We start from the raw sequence: 21,082 nt of genomic DNA on the forward strand, positions 1-21,082 counted from the left end.
ACTGCGAAGGGGAGATGCTGTCTTTGAACTGCACCGCTCACGGGCGAATCTGTGAGCGGCTTCGGTCGAGATGACGCAGTTGGGGTTGGTAGAAAGTAAAAAGACGATCTGGCTTAGTGGGTGTGGAAGACGGCCTTGTTGATGTCGGGCCAGAACTCTTTGAGCAGGAAGTTGGCGCCATCAATGAGGTCGCTTGTTAGCCACTTCTGGCCGACTTTGGTCCAGGTGCGGTACTTGGTGGGGTAGTAGAGCGTGGAGACGCCAGCGGCTGCGCCGGAGCCGATGACTTCGGAGAAGTTGAAGGTGGCGTCTCCGTCGTCCTGGCGAGAGATGAGGACGCGACTGAAGGCGTAGACAGCGCGTTTGGGAAAGCCGCCGTGGCCGAGGGTGTAGAAACGGTTGTCTTGTTTGAAGACGATGGGGCCGAGGCCGCCGACCATGAAGTTTTCGTCGATGGTATCTGCGAGTGTGTGCCAGTAGTAGCGGCCGTAGCCTTTGAGCCCCTGATGAAACTCGGGGTAAGAGTTTCCATTCATGGCGAAGCCAGCCTGGATGCCGGCGATGAAGAAGGAGGAGTAGTCGAAGGTGTCTTTGCCGGCGATGATGAATTTATCCTTTCCGCTGAGGGGCGGAAGTTTTACGTCGGCAGAGACGGAGCGAAAGTTGGGCATGATCCCGAGGATGCGCTTCGTCTGCTGGGTACCGTTGGCGCTGACGGCGTCGGGATTGCTCGTTTCTACGGGCTGCTGCGGAGTGATTTGCGGGTAGAGCAGAGCGCTGGGTGCATCGGGAAGATCGGCAGAGGCGAGGGTGACTGGAGCATCTGCTGGGGTGGGGGCTTTGGCTGCCGGAGTGTCCGCGTCGTCGGAGACGAGGCTGGAGGATTCGGTGGCGGAGACGGCGAGGGGGTTGGCAGGGAGTGGCTGCTGAGCGTGAAGGCTACGAGATGCCCCAAGAAGGCTGATTAAGAGTGCTGCGCCAACCAGCAGGCCGGTTAGCCTGGGTTGACAAAGATTACAGGGCATACTGTTAAGACGCATATTTATCTGAATAGTCTCGAAAAGATGGAGATTTGGTGAAAATAGGGCCGTTTTGCGGACAGGCGTCTGCTTCGATACTGCACTATCCATTGGGTGAGTGGTGATGCGGAGGGAGATTATGACTGTAAGAGCCCTGTTTTCCTAGCGACAGAGCGAAATGTTTCGAGCGCCTGATCGATCTGTTCGCGGGTGTGTTCGCTGGTCATGATGGTGCGAATGCGGGCTTTGCCTTCGGGGACGGTGGGGAAGGCGATGCCCGTGGCCATGACGCCGGCGTCGAAGAGGGCGCGGGAGAAGTCCATGGTGCGGCGGCCGTCGCCGATGATGATGGGGGTGATGGGGGTTTCGCTCTTGGGGGTGGTGTTGCCACCTACGTCGAAGCCCGCGTCGGTGAGTTGTTGCTTGAAGTAGGCGGTGTTGTCCCAGAGGCGCTGGATGCGATCGGGCTCGTTTTCGAGGATGTCGAAGGCTGCGATGCAGGTGGCGGCGACTGAGGGTGGATGCGAGGTGGAGAACAAGAAGGGGCGCGCGCGGTGGTAGAGGTAGTCGATGAGGTCGCGGCTGCCGCAGACGTAGCCGCCGAGGGCTCCGATAGCTTTGGAGAGGGTGCCGACCTGTACGTCGACTTTGTCGGTGGCGTGAAAGTGATCGACGGAGCCGCGTCCGTTGCGACCGAGAACGCCTGAAGCGTGGGCGTCGTCGACCATCATGATGGCGCCGTACTTTTCGCAGAGGTCTGCGAGCTTGTCGACAGGGCCGATGTCGCCGTCCATGGAGAAGACGCCGTCGGTGATGAGGAGCTTGCGGCCGGGCTCGTTCTGGACTTCCTGGAGGAGCTGCTCGGCGTGGGCGATGTCTTTGTGGCGGAAGACTTTGATTTTTGCTTTGGAGAGGCGGGCTCCGTCGATGATGCTGGCGTGATTGAGCTCGTCGGAGAGGATGAAGTCTTCTTTGCCGAGGATGCTTGAGACAGTGCCGGCGTTGGCGGCAAATCCTGACTGGAAGACGACGCAGGCTTCGACTCCTTTGAAGGCGGCGATCTTTTCTTCGAGCTCCATGTGGATGTGCATGGTGCCGGCGATGGTGCGGACGGCGCCGGAGCCTACGCCGTATTTCTTTGTGGCGGCGATGGCGGCTTCTTCGAGCTTGGGATGGTTGCAGAGACCGAGGTAGTTGTTGGAGGCGAGGTTGATGACGCGTTTGCCGTCGTAGGTGCAGACGGGGGCCTGCTGGTCGTCGAGCACGCGCAGCTTGAAGAAGGTACCGCGCTCGCGGAGGTCGTCGAGTTGAGCGGTGAGATGGGCAAGCTGGGGGCGTTTGGCGGCTGCGGTGGTCATGAATATATCTTAATCCTTTTGTGGCTGGGCGGTCTCTGGAACGGGATCAGCATCCTATGAAATGAGCCGCTTGCGAAGAGTCGTTCGCGATGGCAAAACCTTTCGATTTCAGGACGAGGACGCGATGAAGAATTTTAGATATGCGAGAAAACTTGCTGGTCCATTGATGTTAGCGCTGGTGATGTTGGGCGGCTGCAAGTCGAAGCAGGATGCCGCGGTTGATCAGGCTAAGAAGCAGGCCGCAGCCACGGGACAGGCGCAACAGGTGGTTTCGACCGATGGGAATGGCAACGTGACTACAACCACAGTGCAGCCACCAGCTCCGGGACAGACGACCCAGGCGGTGACGACGACAACGACACCAGCAGCTTCAGTAGCTCCTGTGGCGGCGAATACGCCTGCTACTGCGCCTGGAACTGTGCCGCCTGATGCGGGACAGACGGCCACTGGGGAGCCTGTGACGGCGGGGCAGACGGATGCCTCTGGGCAACCTGTGATGGCGCCCGCTCCGGGGGCAGCGCCGATTGTGCGGCCCGCGGATGTGAGGGTTGCGGCAGGGACGAATCTGACGATTCGCATCAATCAGCACATCAGCGTGAAGACCAGTCATGCGGGAGATCGATTTACTGGAGAGGTCGTCGAGCCAGTCGTGGGGAAGGGAGATCGTGTGGTGATTCCGAAGGGTGCTCCGGTGAACGGAGTCGTTGTGACTTCACACCGAAGGGGACACTTCAAAGGATCTTCGATTCTGGAGTTGCGGCTTACCTATATCACGTTGAATGGGACGCGATATGCCCTGGATACCGCGGATTTGACGCAAACGAAGAAAGGGAAGGGTAAGCGATCCGCTGCGATTATTGGCGGCGGTGCTGGAGCCGGGATGTTGATTGGCGGCATAGCTACGGGCGGCGTTGGGCTGCTGGTCGGTGGGCTGGTTGGTGGTGGCGGTGGAACATTGCTGAGTGGGTTGACCGGAAATCGGGATATCGAGATACCTGCTGAGTCGATTGTGCGGTTCAAGCTGGCGGATAATCTGGTGATTCAGCCTTCTTGATTTTGCTGATTGTTGAAGAAAAGCTCATCCTTGCGGGTGGGCTTTTTCTTGTTTGTGAAGATGTGCGGAGACCAGCCGGTGGGACTGGTTTGTGACGTCCATATCGCCGCCGCAGCCGGCTAGCCAGTGGATTTCGGGATCGCGGCGAAACCAGGTGAGTTGGCGCTTGGCGTAGTTGCGATGGCCCTGTTGGGCCTGGGCGATGGCCTGGTCGCGGGTGAGGTTGTTGCGCAGGACGGCGGCGGCTTCAGCATAGCCGAGCGAGGTGAGGGGTCGGCAGGCTTCGCCATAGCGGGCGATGAGGCGCTCGGTTTCTTCGATGAGGCCGCGGTCAAACATGGCGGCGGCACGTTGATTGATGCGTTCGTAGAGGAGAGGGCGCGGTGGGTTGAGCCCGAGGCGCAGGATGCTATAGCCCGTGAGCGCGTCGCGACCCTGCTGCCATTGGACCGTCATGGGCGTGCGCTTGTTTTGGTGGAGGCTCTGGCTCGTTGCTATGGAGACCTCAATTGCGCGGACAACCTTGGGAACGTCGTTGGCGTGGATGGCGGCGGCAGCGGCTTTATCGAGGCGTGCGAGGATGCGGTGGAGGTAGGCGGGACCGCGGGTGGAGGCGATGTTGCGAAGGCGGTCGCGTTGTCCGGGCTTTGGTGGCGGGGCGGGGAAGAGGCCGTCGACTAAGGCGCGGAGGTAGAGGCCAGTACCTCCGGCGATGATGGGTAGGTTGCCGCGTTCGGTGATGCCGGCGAGGGCTTCGCGGGCCTGGCGGCTGTAGTCGCCGGCGGTGCAGGGCTCGTCTGGCCATGCGATGTCGATCATGTGATGAGGGACGAGGACGCGCTCTTCGTGTGAGGGTTTGGCGGTGCCGATTTCCATCTCGCGATAGACGGCGACCGAGTCGCAGCTGACGATCTCGCCGTTGGAGTGCTGGGCTAGATGAATGGCGAGGGAGGTTTTGCCGCTGGCGGTCGGGCCGACCAGAACGATGAGTGGGTGCTCGGGGGCCTTCACCATAGACGCCACCAGCCTTGATGGAAGATGGCGTGTGTGTCGGCTCGGAGGAGAGTAAAGAGGAAGACGGCCAACGCAAGCAGGAGAAGGCCGCGAATCTGTCGGCGGCGTTCGGTCCCGAGGGGCTTCGATGGGGTTTGATGTGCGATGGTGGTAGCCGGTGTGTTGCCTCTGATGCCTTTCCTTGATGATAGATGACGGGGCCTGGTCGAAGCATGACCGTCCGTGAGCGGGTGAAAGTTGCCCAAAGACCGGTTGAGTGTGATCCTTAAGGTATGAAGTGTGAGATATTGTTGTGCGCGGTTTTGGGATCGGTGTTGGTTTGCGGTGTGTTTGCTGGGGCGCAGGAGAAGGGGATGTGGAGAGCGGAGAGTTCAACTGCCCAGTCAATTACGGGTGATATAGCGATCTCTGGCGAAAAAATATCGATCAACTTCACCGGTTTTGTGATTGCGCAGATACGTCGTCTCGAACCTGGCGAGGTGAGCGCGGTGTTTGATACAGACAGCGCAGCCGGCGGGAGCGGTAATCTCTACCGGCTTAATATTCCGTCATCGAAAAAGTTCATGCATCACAACACTCTCTGTGGCACTGAGGATACGCAGTGGATGGCCACTTACGTTGCGGGACGCAGCCTGAAGGTGGCGTTTTTCTCAGGGCCAAACGTGCCGGAGTTCACGTTGAATGCGATCGCGAACTCGGCAGATTTGTGCGGCACGTTTTCTTACGTTCGTTGAATCGTGAGCTATGAGCTGAGGCGTTGTACTCCGCTGTGTTCTTCCATGACTTGAAGAGTGTGGGCCAAACCATCTTCCGAGAAGGTGTCCTGGATTGCATCCGACGCAGCCTCTGCTGCGGGTTCTGCGCGGGTCCACATCGCGACCTCGGCTCTTTGAATAGCTGTCTTCCAGTCGCTCTCTTCTATGAGCGCGAGGGCCAGATCTGTTGCGTCGCGCATGGCTAGATTTGCTCCGTCGCCACCGAAGGGAGACATCAGGTGAGCGGCGTCGCCGATGAGGGTTACGCCGCTTTGATGTGGCCACCGGTGGCCGACGGGCAGGGCGTAGATGGGTCGCGGTGCGATTTTCTCGCCGTTGGCGCTCGATTTGTGGATGAGTTGCAGCAACTCCTTGGACCAATCGGCGAAGTGGGCGGCGAGGCTGGCTTTCGCAGCTTCGTTTGACGACCAATCGAGCCCGCTTGTCTGCACCCAGTCTTCGGGGACGCGCATCGCGGTGTAGATGCCGAGGTGCGCGTTGGCGTCTCGATGACCCATCAGCGTTTTAGAGTCGCCAAGGGCAAACATCAAGCCGCGTCCGACGAGTTGGGCTAACTCTGTATAACGCTTGTCGGCATCGTCAATGCCCAGCTCAACGAACATGACACCGCTGTAGATGGGCCGGGCCGGCGATACCAAAGGACGTATGCGAGACCATGCGCCATCGGCGCCGACGACGAGGTCGAAGGATTTGCGGTTTCCGTTCCCGAATACGAGTTCGAACGTTCCGTCGTCGTTTTGTGTCGCGGAGCTGAGCTCGTGGTTCCATTGGACGACACTTTGTGGAAGCGAATCGAGCAGCATCTGGCGAAGGTGTCCGCGGTCTACCTCGGGTCGATCCTTGGCTGAAGTGTCGACATCGAGAAACCGCAGCTTGCCGTGCTTGTCGTAGATTCGCCCCTCCTGATCTTCATAGCGGGCGATGCGTTTGAACTCGGTCGTGAGGCCGGCGGTTTGGATTGCGAACTGGCCAGTGTCGGCATGCATATCGAGTGAGCCGCCCTGGGACCGGGCGGCGGAGAAGGCCTCGCGCTCGAATACGGTTGCAGGGATGCCGTGAAGATGCAGAATGCGAGCGAGGGTTAGACCGCCGGGGCCTGCTCCTACGATGGCGATCTGGACATTTTTATTCATTGTTACTCCATAAGATTTAATTGCATAGGTACCTATGTAATTAGCATAGGATACTATCTACTTGGAGACAAGTGTGGACGCAAATCTTTTTCGAACGCCCGGACATCTGATCAATCGTCTTTCGAAGCTGTCGTTGCGATGGGCGGACGAACGGCTTCAACGGATTGGGCTTGCGGCGGCGCAGATGCCGGTGTTATATGCGCTCAAAGACGGGGTGACTTCGACACAGACGGAGTTGGCGAGGATGGCTCACATTGAGCAGCCAACGATGGCGCAACTGCTGGGCCGGATGGAACGGGATGGGCTGATTCGGCGGACGGCGAACCCTGAAGATAAACGCAGTAGCCTTGTATCGCTGACATCACTTGCCGTGAAGAAGCTTCCTGCCGCGCGGGAGGTTTTGCGCGAGGGGAATAAGCTGGCGCTCGAAGGATTTAGCGAGCGAGAGGTGGAGACTTTGACTCGGCTTCTGCTGCGGGTTTTGAAAAACGTTGAACCGATGGCGGAGCAGAGTGAGGTTGATCGCCTGAGGTGAGAGGTTCAGTTCTTCTGCGACAGGCTGGTTATGGTAGGGGCTTGTTGGTGAGGAAGTCTATACGGAGCTCGAGGTTCGGGCCGTGGAAGCTTGCCGGGAGCGGGGGAAACTGGCCTTCGCCGGTGATGGCGCCCCAACAAGCTCTGTCGATCGATTGGTCCTGGCTGCTGCCGTCGAGGTTCATGGCGGCGATGCGGCCGTCGGGGAGGATGGTGAAGCGGACGAGGGTTTCGCCCTGCTTGTTGAGGGGTGGACGGGCTTCTTCAGGGATGAGGGGGTACCAGTTGCGTTTGATGTCTTGAAGGATGCGGCGAATATACGGGCCGAAGTCGACGCCCTGGGTGTCGGAGAGGATCTCGGCGCCGGTTCCCATGCCGCCTCGTCCGCTCGTTTGTCCACCGGAGTCACCAGCGCTTCCGTGGTCACGGGCTGCGCCCTGGGCGGCCTGACGGATGGCGTCGCCGGCGGTCTGGTTAGGATTGCCGAAGTTTGGGCGGGTAGGGACTGGTTTCGGTGCCTCGACGAGTGCCTGCTGGGCTGGCTGCTGGGTCGGCTGGGGTTGCGGGGCAGGAGGGAGCGGAGTCGCCTGTTGTGGAGGCGCCGGTTGCGTCAAGGGGGGCGTGGGAGTTGGCGGAGGGGGGGCGGCCGGAGTTGGTGGAGCAGCTTTGCGCATAGCCTGGAGCTGCTTCAGCATCTTCTGGTCGACGACTGGGCGCGGCGGGGGAGACTTGGGAGCTCTGGTTCTAGGAAGATTCGTTGGATCATCGAGGCGGGTTAGCTGCTGCTCGCGATCTTTGAGTACCTGCGCGGGACTGATGAGGCGCGGCTGATGGAAGAGGACGCGAGGGCCGTAGAAGAGGAACCACAAGATGGCCAGGTAGATGATGACCGAGATGTAGATGGACTCGCGGAAGCGCGCTTTGGAGCGCTCGTCGTCGAGTGAGTCGAGCAGGTGAATGAGCTCGTGCTCTTCGAGTTCGCCGTAGCGGCCGGTGCGCACCTTGAGGGGCTGATCGGGAGGTGCGGATTTGGGCGGAGTCTCGAGTGAGGGCATGGGCTATGTGGTCTGACGGCTGCGGGAGGCGAAAGTTTCGCGGGCGGAACGGATCGTGGTCCCCGGTGGGCTGCACCGGTTTGCATAGTCCCTCCTATTTTCTCACCTTTGACGCTCGTATTGGGAAAGAAGAGTGGGTACGAATTTCCGGAGATGGGAGTGAAACCGTAGACTGGGAGGGTGACTCTAAGATTTGCGCCGGATGTTCGTGCCGTTGTGCTGACGATCAGCGACCGCTGTTCTCGCGGGGAACAGATAGATCTCTCGGGGCCTGCCGTTTGTGAGCTGCTGGAAGATGCAGGAATCGGTCAGGTGTTGAGCGAGATACTGCCGGACGAGATCGACCAGATCGCGGAGGCGTTGAGACGTAACGCTAAAGTTGTAGACCTGGTTGTGACGACCGGAGGTACCGGGCTGGCGAAGCGGGATGTGACGCCGGAGGCTACACGGATGGTGTGTGAGCGGTTGGTTGAGGGGTTGTCGGAGCGGATGAGGGCCGATGGGCTACTGGAGACGCCGCTTGCCGCCCTGAGCCGCGCCGTATGTGGGACGCTGGGAGATGCTTTGATTGTGAATCTGCCGGGAAGTCCGTCGGGGGCGAGGAGTTCGCTGGCGTCGATTCTGCCGGTGCTGCCGCATGCGCTGGATCTGCTGGCAGGGCGCACGGCTCATCGGGGGTTCACGGAGAGCGATCAACATGGAAGGGCTGAAGACAGATAGACAGGTAAAATGAGAAGGACCCCGTGAAGATCTCTCCCGTTGCACTGCTACATAAATTGAATGTCGTAATGCTTGCGGCACTGAAGCCGCTTGGCGTGTGGGGTATCGGCGCGCTGGCGGTGATCGATTCGGCGGCGATTCCGGTGCCGATCGATGCACTGCTGATCGACTACGTGGTGCATGATAAGCCGCGTTTTCTGCTTTATTGTTTTATGGCTGCGCTGGGTTCGGCGGTCGGTAGTTTGTTGCCGTATTATCTCGGGCGCGCGGGCGGAGAGCTGTTTCTGCTGAAGCGGATCAACCGGCAACGGTATGAGCAGATGCGTGACCGGTTTGCGAAGCAGGAGTTTCTCGCAATTATGATTCCGGCGATGATGCCACCGCCGACTCCGGTGAAACTGTTTGAGTTTGCCGCGGGCGTCTTCGAGATGAAGGTGTTCTGGTTTTTTTCCGCGATCTTCATCGGTAAGTTCATACGGTTTTTGATCTGGGCCTTGATCACGATTACGTATGGGCCAGCGATTCTGCATACGATTACGCATATGATCCACCAGCACCTTAGCTATGTGCTTGGGTTCAGCGGAATCCTGATTGTGCTGTTGCTGGTGTACGTGTTGCGGAAGGTGTTCGATCGGCGAAGGGGAACCAGTCTTCCAGTCGAGGAGAACTAGGGGTGCGTTAGCTAGTGCTGGACGTGGTTGTCCATTTCCATACGAACGATGCGACGATCGTCGTTGAGAAAGACTGCGCCTGAGAGTGGCGGTTTTTCGCGGCCGGTTAGGAAGGGCGTGTCGTAGAAGAAGCGCAGGTCGCGGAAGGTGACGGTGGTGAGGCCTTCTTCGTTGGTGCCGGTGTCGGTGACAATCGGATATTGTGACCAGTCGAGGTATGCTTCGCCGAGCCAGCTGCGTTTGGCGACCAGAGTGGCGAGGGTGGTGGGGGGCTTGTAGATGACGTCGGCCTGGGTGCTGGTGGTGACGAGGTTGTTGCGGGTGTCGACCGAGGCGAGCTGGTAAAACTGCGGGGTTTCCGCGATGGTCTCCCAGTGAAATGGATTAGTGGGGAATGGGCTGGCGAAGACGCGGGAGACTGGGGCGGCGTTGTAGTCGGTGGTTTGGGCGAGTTGGAGGGCCTTGGCGTGTTCGACGAAGCGAAGTGTCCAGAGGGCGACGATGGCTAGGAGAGCGAAGATGGCCCAGCCACGTCCCCGAAATGCCGGTTTGCGGACACCGACTTCACTATTGATAAGGCCGAAGAGGGACGGGGCAATGAGGGCGGTGAGCAGGAGGAGAAAGATGATGGGTTCGAAGATGAATACGATGGAGCCGGCATACCAATGGGGGTCGAAGGGGAAGAAGGGACGGACGCCGTAGGTGTTGGTCCAGTCGAGCAGAATGTGGCTGAGCAGAGCGATGAGGCAGAAGCAATAGAGTAGAACCCAACGAATGGGAGCAGTCTGCTTGCGTGGATGGATGGGTTGCTGACTGGTTTCGGGATCTTTGCCACGTAAACGCCAACGATGGAAGAGCCACACGAGACCTACGATCATTGCTGCTTCAAACGGCAGGCCGAGGAAGGTATGGGTCCAGCCGCGATGATGCTGGAAGGACGCGATGGGGCCGCGGATTGACCATAGAGTGTCGAGGTCGGGAGCTTCGGCGGCGAGGGTCATCGCGAGTGTGGCGTAGGCGGCTTTGCGGTTGAAGCCTGAGCGGGCGAGTACGGCGCCGGTCATGAAGTGAGTGATGGGTTCCATGTCTGCTGTGATGTTAGCTTGTCGGTGGCCGTAGAAGACATGGGCAGCGAGAGTTGCTGGCGCTTGTTAGAATCAAAGGTGAAAATGCCTACTTTGACGCAGATTACGCCTGAGATTCTTGCCAAGTACCAGCCTGTGATTGGGTTGGAGGTTCATGTTCAGCTTTTGACGGCGTCGAAGGCTTTTTGCGGCTGCGTGAATAAGTATGGTGGCGAGCCGAATACGCATATTTGTCCGACTTGTTTAGGGTTGCCGGGCGCACTGCCGGTTTTGAATCGCAGGGCGGTGGAGTTTGCCGTGCTGGCGGCGAAGGCGATCAATTGCGAGATTCGCGAGACGAGTATTTTTTCACGTAAGAACTATTTTTATCCTGATTCGCCGAAGGGGTATCAGATCTCGCAGTTCGATAAACCGATCGCGGAGCATGGATGGATTGAGGTGCCTGCGTTTGACGCTGCGGGCGCAGCGGTGACGAAGCGGATTGGCGTGACTCGGCTTCACATGGAAGAGGATGCGGGGAAGAGTATTCATGATGGGTTCGCAGATTCGGTGTCGAAGACTTATATCGACTTGAATCGTTGCGGGACGCCACTGGTGGAGATTGTGAGTGAGCCTGATCTGCGCACGGCGGATGAGGTGTTCGAGTACCTGACAAAGCTGAAGGAGATTCTGCTCTATACCGGCGTGAGCGATTGCAATATGGAAGAGGGCTCGCTGCGCTGTGATGCGAATGTGAGCGTGATGCTGAAAGGTGCGAAAGAGTTTGGGACGAAGGCTGAGGTGAAGAACGTCAACAGCTTCCGTTACATTCGCGCGGCAGTGGAGTACGAGATCGAACGACAGATTGGCGTGTTGGAGGACGGTGGGCGGGTGGTGCAGGAGTCGCGGCTCTGGAATAACGCTGAGGGGCGAACCTACTCGATGCGGAGTAAGGAGCAGGCGCATGACTACCGGTATTTCCCGGAACCGGATCTGCCGCCGCTAATCGTTGGTGCGGAGTGGCAGGCGGAGATTTTGAAGATGCTGCCTGAACTGCCGGAGGCGCGGCGGGCGCGGATGATTGCCGAGTATGAGATCTCTGCGCAGGATGCGGCTACCCTGACGGCGACGCGGGAGTTTGCGGACCGGTTTGAGGTGGCGGCGAAAAAGGCGCAGAGTCCTCGCCGCGTTGCGGCGCTGCTGACGAGTGAATTGACGATGCGACTGCGTGCAGCGGGATTGGAGTTGGATCGGTCGCCGGTATCGATGGAAGGCGTTGTGATGGCAGCTGATCTGGCGGAGTCGGGTGAGCTGTCAAGCAAGATGCTGAAGCAGTTGCTGGATTCGGCGTTTGAGAAAGGCGAGGATTTTCCCGTTGTGTATGAGCGGGAGAAGCCGCAGCAGATCTCGGATACGAGCGCGATTGAGGCGATGATCGATGAGGTGATCGCCGGGAATGCGAAGCAGGTGGAGCAATATCGCGGCGGGAAGAAGACCGTGGCTGCGTTCTTTGTTGGGCAGGTGATGAAGCTGTCGAAGGGACAGGCGAATCCGGCGTTGCTGAATGAGTTGGTGACGAAGAAGCTGGATGCGCTGGGTCCGCTATGAAGTTTTTGTTGGTAGGAGTTCTACTTCTATCTTTGACCGCGATAGCACAGACTAATCCAGAGGTGCAAAAAATTGTCGTTGCCGAGTCGCTTCGGCTGGGTCAGTGTCCCGAAATTTATAAGCTCTCACCAGCCCCGATCCACATGAAGTTGGTGTGGCGTCGTCCATCGCGGATAACTGTTGTTAACACGAAGGACGTTAATCGTGCTCAGAACGAGTATCAGGCGATAATCGAATTTGCAATTGGATATGAACAAAGCGATTTCTTTCGTACGGAAGAAGAAGCTCGCGACGCCACACAGTTCACCCGAAACTTCGATCTACTGCGACGAAACACATATTCGATTAGGGCAGGTACTCTCTTTCTAACGAAAAGCGAGTTCAAGATTAACAATCATTGGGAGTCAGGTAAGGCGGATCATGAGTTTGCCTGTTGGCAGACAGAGCCTAGTGGCACCGCGTTCTAATTGAAGCTTTGCGTTGAAAAGAAAAATGCGCGCGGTGGCGCGGCTAGCGTTTAATGGCCGGATGCGCGTACGTCTCTCGTCTTCCAGGAATCTCTGTCGTGGAGTGCTTGTGAGCGTTTTTCTGGCTCTGATCGGGTGCAGGAGCGAGGCTCCATATGTTGTGCCGGAGGGGCCGATGCCGGCGAACACTGTGCTGTTGTCCCAGATGATGCGGGAGTTGTCGGCTACGCCTGGATTCACCGATGCGCTGCTGGCGCAGTTGGATAAGGGGGGCAAGAAGGGGCCTGCGCTGATGACGCCGGCGCTGATCAAGAAGCTGCGTGAGCTGATTCTAGGTAAGGATTGGCAGGGGCTCGATCGTTTTCCGGGATGGACGATGCAGGAGGTCAATCCGACGGTCGGGGTGATCTCGCGCGCAGTGAAGCATCCAGACACGCCACCGGGAACGCCTTCGGGTGCGCCGACGGAGACCTGGCGAAATGGTGTCGATAAGGGTGTGATTGCGGAGTATCTCGATTTAGGGGCCTACCCGCCTGAGAAGGCGGAAACAGTGAGTCTTGATAAGCCGTCGACGCTGCCGGAGCTTTCGAACGCGACACTGGTGACTGAGTTAGGTGCAGGCGTGGTGCGTGGGGATGTGGCGAATCCAAAACTCGCCCCGATGCATGCTGACAGCCAACGGCTAGCGGATGTGTTGAATCGTCTGGGGCTAAATGCGTTGGATGGTGCTGCGACGGTGACTGCTGAGGTCAGCGGTGAGACGGCGACAACTCCACAGGCGTTGATGCAGGTTTTGATGCGGACAGGTCATACCGTGACGGTGTTTGATTCGCGGTATTTCGCGAACTTCGGTCACTTTCATTTCAAAGGGCAGGATGTGATGATGCCGTTTTTTGTGAACTCGCAGATTGCGATTCCGGGGACCAGGCGATCGCTGCTGGTGCCGGTGAGCCATGCGGAGTATGAGTGGGAGATTCGCGGACCGAAGGTGAATGCGGATGTGAGCTGGTACTTCGGCATCGATGGCAAGGCGGAGTTTCGAACGATGGACACGCTGGATCAGGCGTGGGTGCTGGGGCGTCATGCACATGAGTATCGCGATGCGGATGCGGTTGAGGTGACGCGGCTGGTTGGGAAGTTGCTGATAATGTACGTGCATCAGCATCTGTCACGGCCCGATCTTCCGTTTGGTGGGTACTATCCGCTCGGGGTCTGTCAGGATGGCGTGGCTGCGATTGAGAAGAAGATGACCGGACATGACACGCTGTTTCCGAATACGGCGGATGCAGAGCTGTTTGATGATCCTCGTGATGCCGAAGCGAATGCGATGATGCTTGCGATCCCGAAGGACCGGAGTGGAGCGCCGCCTTCTCCAGCGAGGATCTTTGGATCGTTGCCGGTTACAGACTTTAACTTGATTACGATTCCTGGGCAAGCTGCGGACCTTGAGGCGGTGCATGCGGCGTGGCAGGAAGGTTCGTTAGAGCGGACGTCTTCCTGGATACGGAAGATGACGTTGCGGCTTGTGGGTGTGACGGCACTGATAGTGCTCGCGGGAATCGTGTTGTGGAGACGAAGACGTAGACAATAATTTGAGGGAAGAATGTTTCGGATTCGATGAGATCTGTTGATGCAACGTTGGTGCAGTGTTGTCGCCTCTTACCATGAGGAGGCAAAACCATGGCAACGAAAAAGATTGTGGCTAAGAAGGCATCGAGTAATAGGGCAGCGACGAAAAAGGCATCGGCTAAGAAAGCTCCGGCGAAAAAGGCAGCGAAGAAGACGGCAGCGAACAAGAGTTCGACACGGAAGTACAGTCCTTCGGCGAGCAAGAACGTTGAGACTGAGATGCGAAAGATGAAGAAGGGTACCTTGAAGAGTGGTCGCAGTGGTAAAAAGGTGACCAGTCGGAAGCAGGCGATTGCAATTGGTTTGTCTGAAGCGCGGAGGGCTGGCAAGAAGGTTCCGCCGCCCCCGAAGAAAGGATAGGAATGACTGAGGTTGCAAGGTATCAGGCGATGCTTGAGGTCGCGTTGCAGGAGGCTCGCACCGGCCGGAGTGAGGGTGGGGTTCCGATCGGTGCGGCGTTGTTTGATGGGGATGGGACGCTGCTGGCTTCGGGAAGAAATCGAAGGGTGCAGCAGGACGATCCGTCGGTACATGGAGAGACGGATGCGTTTCGTCGGGCGGGAAGGCAGCGGTCTTACAAGGACAAGATCATGGTGACGACGCTGGCGCCGTGCTGGTACTGCAGCGGATTGATTCGGCAGTTTGGGATTAGTACTTTGGTGGTGGGGGAGAGCAGAAACTTTGCCGGCGGGGTGGAATGGCTGAAAGAGCTTGGAGTGAAAGTGATCGATCTGGATTCGCAGGAGTGTTCGGATCTACTCACGAGTTTTATCGCGGAGAAGCCGGAGATCTGGAATGAAGATATCGGCGAGGAGTAGGTCCGCTCGGGCTAGTTAGGTAAGGGTTGAGGGTTGCGGTTGCGGGTGATGAAATACCATGCGATTCCGCAGAGAAGGTAGGCGAGGTAGAAGTAGGGGAGCCAGCTTAGTGGAGGGGCGGGGACGGGATAGAGTGTTCCTGCGAGCGCAAGTAGGGTGGCGAGGGTGGCGGCGATGGAGAGTGCGATGGTGCCGGGGGTGAGGGAACGGTTGCGCTCGAGGTATATGGGGAGCGCAATTGCGGCGAGGCCGTAGGTGGTCATAAAGCCGTAAACCGAGAGCGAACCCATCCAGCCGTAGATGTCGATGCCTGAGATGCCGTGTGCGGCGAGTGCGCCGACCGGAAGCGCTGTGAAGAGGCCGGTGAGGAGTACGGCGGAGCTGGGGGTGGCCTTCTTCTGGTGAGCAGTACTGAGGCGGTGGTGGGCGAGTCCGTTGTGGGCCATGCGCATCAGCACGCGGGCGGCCGCGGTGATGCAGGCGAGAGTGCAGGCGAACATGCTGACGAGCGCACCGAAGTCGATGAGCGGGCCGAGTGGTCTCACGCCGACGAGGTTTGCAAGGACGCTGAGGGGCGCGGTTGAGGTGCCAAGATCCTGATGGGCTGCGGACATGCCTAGCGATTCCAGGTAAGCGCAGAGGATGAAGAACAGGCCGCAGAAGATGGCGGATTGGATGACAGCGCGGGGGATGGTGCGGAGTGGGTTGACGGCCTCGTGGCCGAGCGTTGTGGCGCTCTCAAAGCCGACGAAGCTGAAGAGGGCTAAGACGACTCCGAGGCGGACGGCGGAGGGAGAGACTCCGGTGAGGTGGAGTTGCGGGCGGTCGACGTGGAGGCCGTTGTGCCAGAGGAGGAGAGCGAGGACGATGGCGATGGAGAGAACGGAGAGGGCTTCGATCCAGAGCATGAGGCGTGCGGAGACCTGGACGTCGCGATAGGCGATGGCTGTGGCTGCGGCGACGCAGAGCAATCCAAGGATGGTTGTCGGAGCTGTGCGGCCGAAGAGGGCAGTGAGGAAAACGTTGGCATAGTTGATGAAGCCTCCGGCGACGGCTGCTCCTGTGGCTATGTAGGCGAGAAGGAGAGCCCAACCGGCGATGCTGCTGACGAAGGGTGGAAGGCCTGAGGTTGCGTAGGTGTAGAGAGCTCCTGAGCAGGAGGAGTAGCGGGCGAACCGGCTGATGCAGAGGGCGATGAGCAGCACGGCGACGGTCGCGAGAAGGTAAGCGAGCCAAGTTCCGTTGCCTGCGAGGGCGAAGACGAGTGGGATCGTCATCGTCGGAGTCGTTGTGGGTGCAATCGTGGAGATGGATTGAGCGAGTGTTTCTGTTGGCGAGAGGATGTTGACGCGCAGGCCTGATGGAGCTTTGGAATCGGCGATGGTTTCGACTGTTTGCTCCATTGCTTGAACCCTTCTTTCGCGATGCAACGGCGATGAAGATGCGGATGCTAAATGCCTGAGGCAAAGCTGTCGGCTGAGTGGAGCGATGAATGGGATTTAGACAGAGAATAGCTGAAGATGGGCTAAGCGCGAAGCGGTATCTTCTTAGGTCTCAAGAAGAGGGTGAAGTGGCTAATTGATGGCAGTGATTGATTTGCTAGAGATGATGGGATTTCAGGACGAATTCAACGCAGGAAGTGGATGAATTTCAAGTGTTCGGGAGTTTGACAAGTGGTGTAATCTTTCGCGCGGCTCCAAATACAAGAAAATTGATGAGGTACGACCATGAAGGCGTTCGCACGTTGTTTCGTCGCTTTGGTACTTACTGCTGCTCCGCTTAGCGGGTTGGCTCAACAGTATTACAGCAATGTTGGAGTCACTCGGGCTGTGAAGCTCCGAATATTGCCGGGGAAGACGAAGGAGTTTTACGAAGCGTTTGCTTATGCGCCAAAGGTTTTTGAGGCCGAGAAAGCAGCAGGGATCATCACGGGCTATCAGATTTTCGCTTCAGTTAACTTCGAGGGGCCGGATAAGTGGGACGTGATGTATGTGCTCCATTTCAAGAACATGGCCGTGCTTGATACGTCCGGGGATCTGGCCGAACCGATTATTGCCAAGGTTTATGGTTCGCCCGAAAAGAGAGCAGAGGTGGTCAAGATGCGGGCGGAGAGCACGGAGACGGTTTCGAGCGAACTGGTTCGCGAGATTCAACTGAAGCCACTGCCATAGACCGAAGCTCGGAGCGCCTGCGCGACTACTTTTTGTCGGACGACGAGGAGGCTGCTGCGGGCGCTGCCGCTGGGGTAGACGGAGCGGAGGCCGGGGAGCTGCTGCCCGAGGAGTTGGAGTCCGCGCTCGGCTTTGAGGCACCAGACTTTGAGTCGCCGGACTTCGAATCGCCAGACTTGGAGTCCCCGGACTTGGAGTCGCCGGTGCTTGCTCCTGAGCCGTTGCTGTCTCCGGAGGACTTCGGTTTGGCGTTGCCGTAGCCGTCGGCGTACCAGCCGCCGCCTTTGAAGCTGATAGCAGGCGCGGAGAGGACGCGCTCGAGGTGGCCGCCGCAGTGTGGGCAGACGGTGATCTCGGGGTCGGAGAACTTCTGGATCTTTTCAGTGTGTTTGTGGCAGGTGGTGCATTCGTATTCGTAGAGCGGCATGGCTTCTTTCTCTGTCTCTTACTTAATGGGATGCGGGACGAGGCTTGAAGATGCGCCTTCAGGCCTCGTCCGTTTGTTGGAGCGTTAAAGTTTTCCGAGTTCGATGAGTCGAACGCTCGCGATGGCTTCTACTTTGCGCAGAGCGTCCACGGCTGCGGTGGCGGAAGCTGCTTTGGGAACATCGATCTGGACGACGGCGAGCGCCTGGCCGTGGGGTACGCGCTGGCTTTGCGTTGAGTGAGCGCGGCCCAGAGCGAAGTTGGCGATGTTGACCGATTGCTCGCCGAGGATGGTGCCGATACGGCCGACGACGCCGGGGACGTCGTGGTTGCGAATGGCGACGAGGGTGCCGTGGAGCGGGGCTTCGATGTCGATGCCGTCGTAGCTGAGCAGGCGGGGTGAGTTGCCGTGGAGGACGGTGGCGGAGGCGCTGGCGTCGCCATCGGAGGAGTGGAGGACGATCTTGAGGACCGAACCTGCGCCGCCTGGGGTGAACTCTTTTTTGTCCTCTTGGATACGGATGCCGCGCTCGGCTGCGATTGCCGCCGCGTTGATGCGGTTGGCGGTGCTTCCGCCGTCTGCTCCCGAGAAGATGCCCGCGATCGCGGCGTTGCGGATGAGATCGGTTTTGCCGGCGGCGATGCGGCCGGTGTAGGAGATCTGGATGTTTTCAAGGTTGCCGGGTGTGGCGTGGGCGAGGAATAGACCCAGGCGCTCTGCCATCTCGATGTAGGGGGCGATCTCTTTGTACTCTTCGTGGGAGAGCGAGGGGAGGTTGACCGCGTTCTGGACGACACCGAGCTTGAGGTAGTCGCGAACCTGCATCGCTAGTTGGATGCCGATGGCTTCCTGCGCTTCGTCGGTTGCTCCGGCGATGTGTGGAGAGAGGATGACGTTGTCGAGGTTGTAGAAGGGCGACTCTTTGAGCGGTTCCTGATGGAAAACATCGAGGGCGGCGCCGCCGACGTGGCCGGATTTGATCGCATCGGCGAGAGCTTGCTCGACGATGAGTTCGCCGCGGGCGCAGTTGATGATGCGGATGCCCTTCTTCATGATCTTGATGGAGGTGGCGTTGATGAGTCCTTCGGTCTGGGTGGTGAGGCCGACGTGGAGAGTGAGGTAGTCGGAGGCCTTGAAGATGTCGTCGATGGGGACGAGGGTGACGTTGTTCTCGCGGGCGATGACGGGGGCGACGAAGGGATCGTAGCCGATGATGTTCATGCCGAAGCTGGCGGCGCGGCGGGCGACTTCGAGGCCGATGCGGCCGAGGCCTACGATGCCGAGGGTCTTGCCGCGTAGCTCTTGGCCCTGGAGGGATTTTTTGTCCCATTTGCCGGCGTGCATGGTGGAGTTGGCGCGGGGGATCGCGCGGGCGAGGGAGATCATGAGGCCGAGAGTGAGCTCGGCTACGGCGACGGCGTTGGCTCCGGGGGTGTTCATGACGACGATGCCGCGATGGGTGGCGGCGTCAGTGTCGATGTTGTCGACGCCTACGCCGGCGCGACCGATGACGCGTAGTTTGGGGGCGGACTCGAGGAGTTTGGCGTCGGCCTGGACGGCGGAGCGGACGACGAGGGCGTCGGCGTCGGCTAGCTCGGCGGCGAGGCCGTTTTTGATCTGGTCCGGGGTGACTATTTGCCAGCCCGGTTCTTGTTGGAAGACTGCGAGTGTGGCGGGAGAGACTTTTTCGGCGAGAACGATCTTCAAAATTGACCTCTGCGTTCGGTGTCTGTTCACTGCGACTGGCGTTGAAGGGGGTGCCCCCCTCCCCCATACCCACTCACAAGTTGTTTGTTTTCATTTAGATGGAGAAGAGGTTGGCTGCTAAATTCGTCTATCTAAATGGGTTACGGCTAAATTCGTCCAATGAAAGGAGTTAGGGCGGGTCTCCTCGCCGTTGGCTTGCGAAACGCTAATTTTTCAACGCTGATTCTATTTTACGGGATTGAGTGAAACTCATGTGTCACGGGGAAGTTGTTGTTTGATATGGCTTTAGGGAATTTGGGGGCTTGACAGAGATTTTTTGCCGAAGCGCAGACCTATTTGATTTCGGCATGATCTTGATTTCGAAGACCGCGGGCCACTGCTTGCCGGTGACGAAGAGCCGACCTTTCTTTGCGTCGTATGCGATGCCGTTCAGGACAGACTCTTCGTTGACGCGCTGGTTGGCGGGGAGGAGACCTGTGAGGTCGATCCAGGCGATGACGTGACCGTCGGTGGGCGAGATGCGTGCGATGCGGTCGGAGTGCCAGACGTTGGCGTAGATTTCGCCTTTGATGTACTCGAGTTCGTTTAGCTGGTCGATGGTTTTGGAGCCTTCTTTGACGACGATGTGGTGGGTTTCGGCGAAGGTGTTGGGATTGCGGAAGCGGAGGGTGGCGGTGCCGTCGCTGGTGATGAGTTCCTTTGCGGTGCGTGTGATGCCCCAGCCTTCGCCGCTGTAGTGAAACTGACTCACGATGCGGAGGGAGAAGCGATCAAGCACGAAGCCGGTGTGGGATTGCCAGGTCCATTGCAGGAGGTTTGGTCCCCAATCGATGATGCCTTCGCCGAAATACTTTGAGGGTAGATCGAAACGCTGCACGGGGGTGCCGGTTTCGGGCTGCGTCACCACTATGCCGGAGTGGCCGTTCAGGCCGATGCCTTCGTAGAAAAGGCCGTTGAGGAAGAAGAAGCCTTCGGTGTAGCTGTCGGTGGAGTGCGGATACTTTGCGACGATTTTGTAGGTGTAGACGGGGGCGGCTGCGCAGTCGGCGACGAGTAGGGCTAAAGCAAGAATGACCTTTGTCGCGAATAGTTTTTGGGGGGACATCAGAGTCTGCTATCCACTTTGCGGGATTGAGTGAAACTCACTATCGTGAAGCCGAGTTCTCAGGAACAACAATCTATATGGCTGCGGCGACCTATCGACTTGCTGTCGAATTGTGTCGACTCTTGCCGGCTAGGTCCACGGTTCGCCGTTGCCGAACGACCAATCTGAACGGTCGACAAAAACCATGTTGATCATGATGTCATCGGGGCGAACAGATAGCTTGCTCTTCAGTTCGTCGGCTATGTATCGGTAGAAGGCCAGCTTCGACTCTTTATTATTTCCGACTGTACTGGTCACCTGGATCAAGATGAAGTCAGGCGATCGCTCCCAACCGAGAAAGTGGGGATCGTAGATTAGATTGTCGGGTGAATGCTCGCCGACGACCACGAAGCGATCCCCATCCGGAGCCTTCAAGACATCGACAATCCCTCGGTACACGACGTCGGCCAAAATGGCGCGATATTCGGAAGTCTTCCCTTTGAGCAGGTCGATACGAGCAAACGGCATGGTCGTCTCCTATGGTGCAGAGCTGATTTGCAAGTTGTTTGGATTTCTTTTCGAGGTTGGCGACGAGTGGTAGTCTCCGTACCCGCTGGTAGCTCAGCCTCGGCGCAGGTCGCTGACGACATGGTACATGGATTTACCAACAGGACCTACCGGAAGACGAATGTTGGAAATGAATCCGACGAGTATCTGTCCAAGCGTGACGAGCTGCGCCTAGCGATTGACGCAGGTGCGATTTAGTCGAGAAA

The 21,082-nt window shown here is 58.4% G+C and carries 21 protein-coding genes; 10 read left to right on the top strand and 11 right to left on the bottom strand.

The annotated features are described in order from the left end of the window. Positions 1-113 precede the first annotated feature (113 nt). Both RBB77_RS04800 and RBB77_RS04805 read right to left on the bottom strand, forming a co-directional pair. Positions 114-1,025, bottom strand: coding sequence for a hypothetical protein (locus RBB77_RS04800; RefSeq protein ID WP_353065105.1), 912 nt, complete (start codon positions 1,023-1,025; stop codon positions 114-116). 131 nt (positions 1,026-1,156) lie between these two features. Continuing rightward, the gene (locus RBB77_RS04805) at positions 1,157-2,377 is read right to left on the bottom strand and encodes a glycine C-acetyltransferase (RefSeq protein WP_353065106.1); all 1,221 of its coding nucleotides are present in this window, start codon (positions 2,375-2,377) and stop codon (positions 1,157-1,159) included. 124 nt (positions 2,378-2,501) lie between these two features. On the opposite strand from RBB77_RS04805, the gene RBB77_RS04810 reads away from it, so the two are divergent. Next, positions 2,502-3,431, top strand: coding sequence for a hypothetical protein (locus RBB77_RS04810; RefSeq protein ID WP_353065108.1), 930 nt, complete (start codon positions 2,502-2,504; stop codon positions 3,429-3,431). A 24-nt stretch (positions 3,432-3,455) separates the two neighbouring features. Here the strand turns inward: RBB77_RS04810 and miaA are convergent, their stop codons facing one another. Continuing rightward, a complete protein-coding gene (gene miaA / locus RBB77_RS04815) occupies positions 3,456-4,445 on the bottom strand; it encodes a tRNA (adenosine(37)-N6)-dimethylallyltransferase MiaA (RefSeq protein WP_353065110.1) in 990 nt (329 codons plus the stop codon). A 272-nt stretch (positions 4,446-4,717) separates the two neighbouring features. Between miaA and RBB77_RS04820 the strand changes: the two genes are divergently transcribed. After that, positions 4,718-5,179: a hypothetical protein gene (locus RBB77_RS04820; RefSeq protein WP_353065113.1), complete on the top strand. Its 462-nt coding sequence runs from the start codon at positions 4,718-4,720 to the stop codon at positions 5,177-5,179. An 8-nt stretch (positions 5,180-5,187) separates the two neighbouring features. Here the strand turns inward: RBB77_RS04820 and RBB77_RS04825 are convergent, their stop codons facing one another. Then, a complete protein-coding gene (locus RBB77_RS04825) occupies positions 5,188-6,354 on the bottom strand; it encodes an FAD-dependent oxidoreductase (RefSeq protein ID WP_353065115.1) in 1,167 nt (388 codons plus the stop codon). A 73-nt stretch (positions 6,355-6,427) separates the two neighbouring features. Between RBB77_RS04825 and RBB77_RS04830 the strand changes: the two genes are divergently transcribed. Continuing rightward, positions 6,428-6,889: a MarR family winged helix-turn-helix transcriptional regulator gene (locus RBB77_RS04830; protein ID WP_353065117.1), complete on the top strand. Its 462-nt coding sequence runs from the start codon at positions 6,428-6,430 to the stop codon at positions 6,887-6,889. 28 nt (positions 6,890-6,917) lie between these two features. On the opposite strand, the gene RBB77_RS04835 is transcribed toward RBB77_RS04830, so the two are convergent. After that, the gene (locus RBB77_RS04835; protein WP_353065119.1) at positions 6,918-7,943 is read right to left on the bottom strand and encodes a cell envelope integrity protein TolA; all 1,026 of its coding nucleotides are present in this window, start codon (positions 7,941-7,943) and stop codon (positions 6,918-6,920) included. Positions 7,944-8,123: 180 nt separating this feature from the next. Here RBB77_RS04835 and RBB77_RS04840 point away from each other — a divergent pair, with 180 nt between their 5' ends. Beyond that, on the top strand, positions 8,124-8,663 hold the full coding sequence (locus RBB77_RS04840; RefSeq protein WP_353065121.1) for a MogA/MoaB family molybdenum cofactor biosynthesis protein: 540 nt from the start codon (positions 8,124-8,126) through the stop codon (positions 8,661-8,663). 23 nt (positions 8,664-8,686) lie between these two features. Further along, the gene (locus tag RBB77_RS04845; RefSeq protein ID WP_353065123.1) at positions 8,687-9,334 is read left to right on the top strand and encodes a YqaA family protein; all 648 of its coding nucleotides are present in this window, start codon (positions 8,687-8,689) and stop codon (positions 9,332-9,334) included. An 11-nt stretch (positions 9,335-9,345) separates the two neighbouring features. Here the strand turns inward: RBB77_RS04845 and RBB77_RS04850 are convergent, their stop codons facing one another. Next, positions 9,346-10,419 carry a metal-dependent hydrolase gene (locus RBB77_RS04850; protein ID WP_353065125.1) on the bottom strand — a complete coding sequence of 358 codons (1,074 nt, stop codon included), beginning with the start codon at positions 10,417-10,419 and terminating at the stop codon, positions 9,346-9,348. 84 nt (positions 10,420-10,503) lie between these two features. Between RBB77_RS04850 and gatB the strand changes: the two genes are divergently transcribed. The 4 genes from gatB (at position 10,504) to RBB77_RS04870 (ending at position 14,920) form a co-directional block, all read left to right on the top strand. Further along, positions 10,504-12,006 (top strand): Asp-tRNA(Asn)/Glu-tRNA(Gln) amidotransferase subunit GatB, encoded by a 1,503-nt coding sequence (gene gatB, locus RBB77_RS04855; protein ID WP_353065127.1) that lies wholly within the window; start codon positions 10,504-10,506, stop codon positions 12,004-12,006. Between the two features lie 576 nt (positions 12,007-12,582). After that, on the top strand, positions 12,583-14,064 hold the full coding sequence (locus RBB77_RS04860; protein WP_353065129.1) for a hypothetical protein: 1,482 nt from the start codon (positions 12,583-12,585) through the stop codon (positions 14,062-14,064). 89 nt (positions 14,065-14,153) lie between these two features. Next, positions 14,154-14,462 carry a DUF6496 domain-containing protein gene (locus RBB77_RS04865; RefSeq protein WP_353065130.1) on the top strand — a complete coding sequence of 103 codons (309 nt, stop codon included), beginning with the start codon at positions 14,154-14,156 and terminating at the stop codon, positions 14,460-14,462. A 2-nt stretch (positions 14,463-14,464) separates the two neighbouring features. Then, complete coding sequence (locus RBB77_RS04870) at positions 14,465-14,920, top strand: nucleoside deaminase (RefSeq protein ID WP_353065132.1); 456 nt, start codon at positions 14,465-14,467, stop codon at positions 14,918-14,920. Between the two features lie 11 nt (positions 14,921-14,931). On the opposite strand, the gene RBB77_RS04875 is transcribed toward RBB77_RS04870, so the two are convergent. After that, positions 14,932-16,323 carry an APC family permease gene (locus RBB77_RS04875; protein WP_353065134.1) on the bottom strand — a complete coding sequence of 464 codons (1,392 nt, stop codon included), beginning with the start codon at positions 16,321-16,323 and terminating at the stop codon, positions 14,932-14,934. A 324-nt stretch (positions 16,324-16,647) separates the two neighbouring features. On the opposite strand from RBB77_RS04875, the gene RBB77_RS04880 reads away from it, so the two are divergent. Further along, positions 16,648-17,091, top strand: coding sequence for a hypothetical protein (locus tag RBB77_RS04880; RefSeq protein WP_353065136.1), 444 nt, complete (start codon positions 16,648-16,650; stop codon positions 17,089-17,091). Positions 17,092-17,116: 25 nt separating this feature from the next. Here the strand turns inward: RBB77_RS04880 and RBB77_RS04885 are convergent, their stop codons facing one another. The 4 genes from RBB77_RS04885 to RBB77_RS04900 all read right to left on the bottom strand — a co-directional run bounded on the left by RBB77_RS04885 (position 17,117) and on the right by RBB77_RS04900 (position 20,837). Then, positions 17,117-17,518, bottom strand: coding sequence for an FmdB family zinc ribbon protein (locus tag RBB77_RS04885; RefSeq protein WP_353065138.1), 402 nt, complete (start codon positions 17,516-17,518; stop codon positions 17,117-17,119). Positions 17,519-17,602: 84 nt separating this feature from the next. Continuing rightward, positions 17,603-19,225: a phosphoglycerate dehydrogenase gene (gene serA / locus RBB77_RS04890; RefSeq protein ID WP_353065140.1), complete on the bottom strand. Its 1,623-nt coding sequence runs from the start codon at positions 19,223-19,225 to the stop codon at positions 17,603-17,605. 256 nt (positions 19,226-19,481) lie between these two features. After that, entirely contained in the window at positions 19,482-20,330 is an 849-nt protein-coding gene (locus RBB77_RS04895; RefSeq protein ID WP_353065142.1) for a glutaminyl-peptide cyclotransferase, read from the bottom strand. A 129-nt stretch (positions 20,331-20,459) separates the two neighbouring features. Beyond that, positions 20,460-20,837, bottom strand: a complete 378-nt coding sequence (locus tag RBB77_RS04900; protein WP_353065144.1) for a tautomerase family protein — start codon at positions 20,835-20,837, stop codon at positions 20,460-20,462. Positions 20,838-21,082: the final 245 nt, after the last annotated feature.

The sequence above is a fragment of the Tunturibacter psychrotolerans genome (assembly GCF_040359615.1).
GTDB classification, from domain to species: Bacteria; Acidobacteriota; Terriglobia; order Terriglobales; family Acidobacteriaceae; genus Edaphobacter; species Edaphobacter psychrotolerans.

What these genes read in the sequence shown, in the direction of transcription:
- RBB77_RS04820 (WP_353065113.1), top strand. Translation starts at nt 4,718, where the DNA reads ATGAAGTGTGAGATATTGTTGTGCGCGGTTTTGGGATCGGTGTTGGTT.
- RBB77_RS04835 (WP_353065119.1), bottom strand. Translation starts at nt 7,943, where the DNA reads ATGCCCTCACTCGAGACTCCGCCCAAATCCGCACCTCCCGATCAGCCC.
- RBB77_RS04825 (WP_353065115.1), bottom strand. Translation starts at nt 6,354, where the DNA reads ATGAATAAAAATGTCCAGATCGCCATCGTAGGAGCAGGCCCCGGCGGT.
- RBB77_RS04850 (WP_353065125.1), bottom strand. Translation starts at nt 10,419, where the DNA reads ATGGAACCCATCACTCACTTCATGACCGGCGCCGTACTCGCCCGCTCA.
- RBB77_RS04800 (WP_353065105.1), bottom strand. Translation starts at nt 1,025, where the DNA reads ATGCCCTGTAATCTTTGTCAACCCAGGCTAACCGGCCTGCTGGTTGGC.
- RBB77_RS04895 (WP_353065142.1), bottom strand. Translation starts at nt 20,330, where the DNA reads ATGTCCCCCCAAAAACTATTCGCGACAAAGGTCATTCTTGCTTTAGCC.
- RBB77_RS04870 (WP_353065132.1), top strand. Translation starts at nt 14,465, where the DNA reads ATGACTGAGGTTGCAAGGTATCAGGCGATGCTTGAGGTCGCGTTGCAG.
- RBB77_RS04865 (WP_353065130.1), top strand. Translation starts at nt 14,154, where the DNA reads ATGGCAACGAAAAAGATTGTGGCTAAGAAGGCATCGAGTAATAGGGCA.
- RBB77_RS04810 (WP_353065108.1), top strand. Translation starts at nt 2,502, where the DNA reads ATGAAGAATTTTAGATATGCGAGAAAACTTGCTGGTCCATTGATGTTA.
- RBB77_RS04880 (WP_353065136.1), top strand. Translation starts at nt 16,648, where the DNA reads ATGAAGGCGTTCGCACGTTGTTTCGTCGCTTTGGTACTTACTGCTGCT.
- RBB77_RS04900 (WP_353065144.1), bottom strand. Translation starts at nt 20,837, where the DNA reads ATGCCGTTTGCTCGTATCGACCTGCTCAAAGGGAAGACTTCCGAATAT.
- RBB77_RS04885 (WP_353065138.1), bottom strand. Translation starts at nt 17,518, where the DNA reads ATGCCGCTCTACGAATACGAATGCACCACCTGCCACAAACACACTGAA.
- RBB77_RS04805 (WP_353065106.1), bottom strand. Translation starts at nt 2,377, where the DNA reads ATGACCACCGCAGCCGCCAAACGCCCCCAGCTTGCCCATCTCACCGCT.
- gatB (WP_353065127.1), top strand. Translation starts at nt 10,504, where the DNA reads ATGCCTACTTTGACGCAGATTACGCCTGAGATTCTTGCCAAGTACCAG.
- miaA (WP_353065110.1), bottom strand. Translation starts at nt 4,445, where the DNA reads ATGGTGAAGGCCCCCGAGCACCCACTCATCGTTCTGGTCGGCCCGACC.
- RBB77_RS04875 (WP_353065134.1), bottom strand. Translation starts at nt 16,323, where the DNA reads ATGGAGCAAACAGTCGAAACCATCGCCGATTCCAAAGCTCCATCAGGC.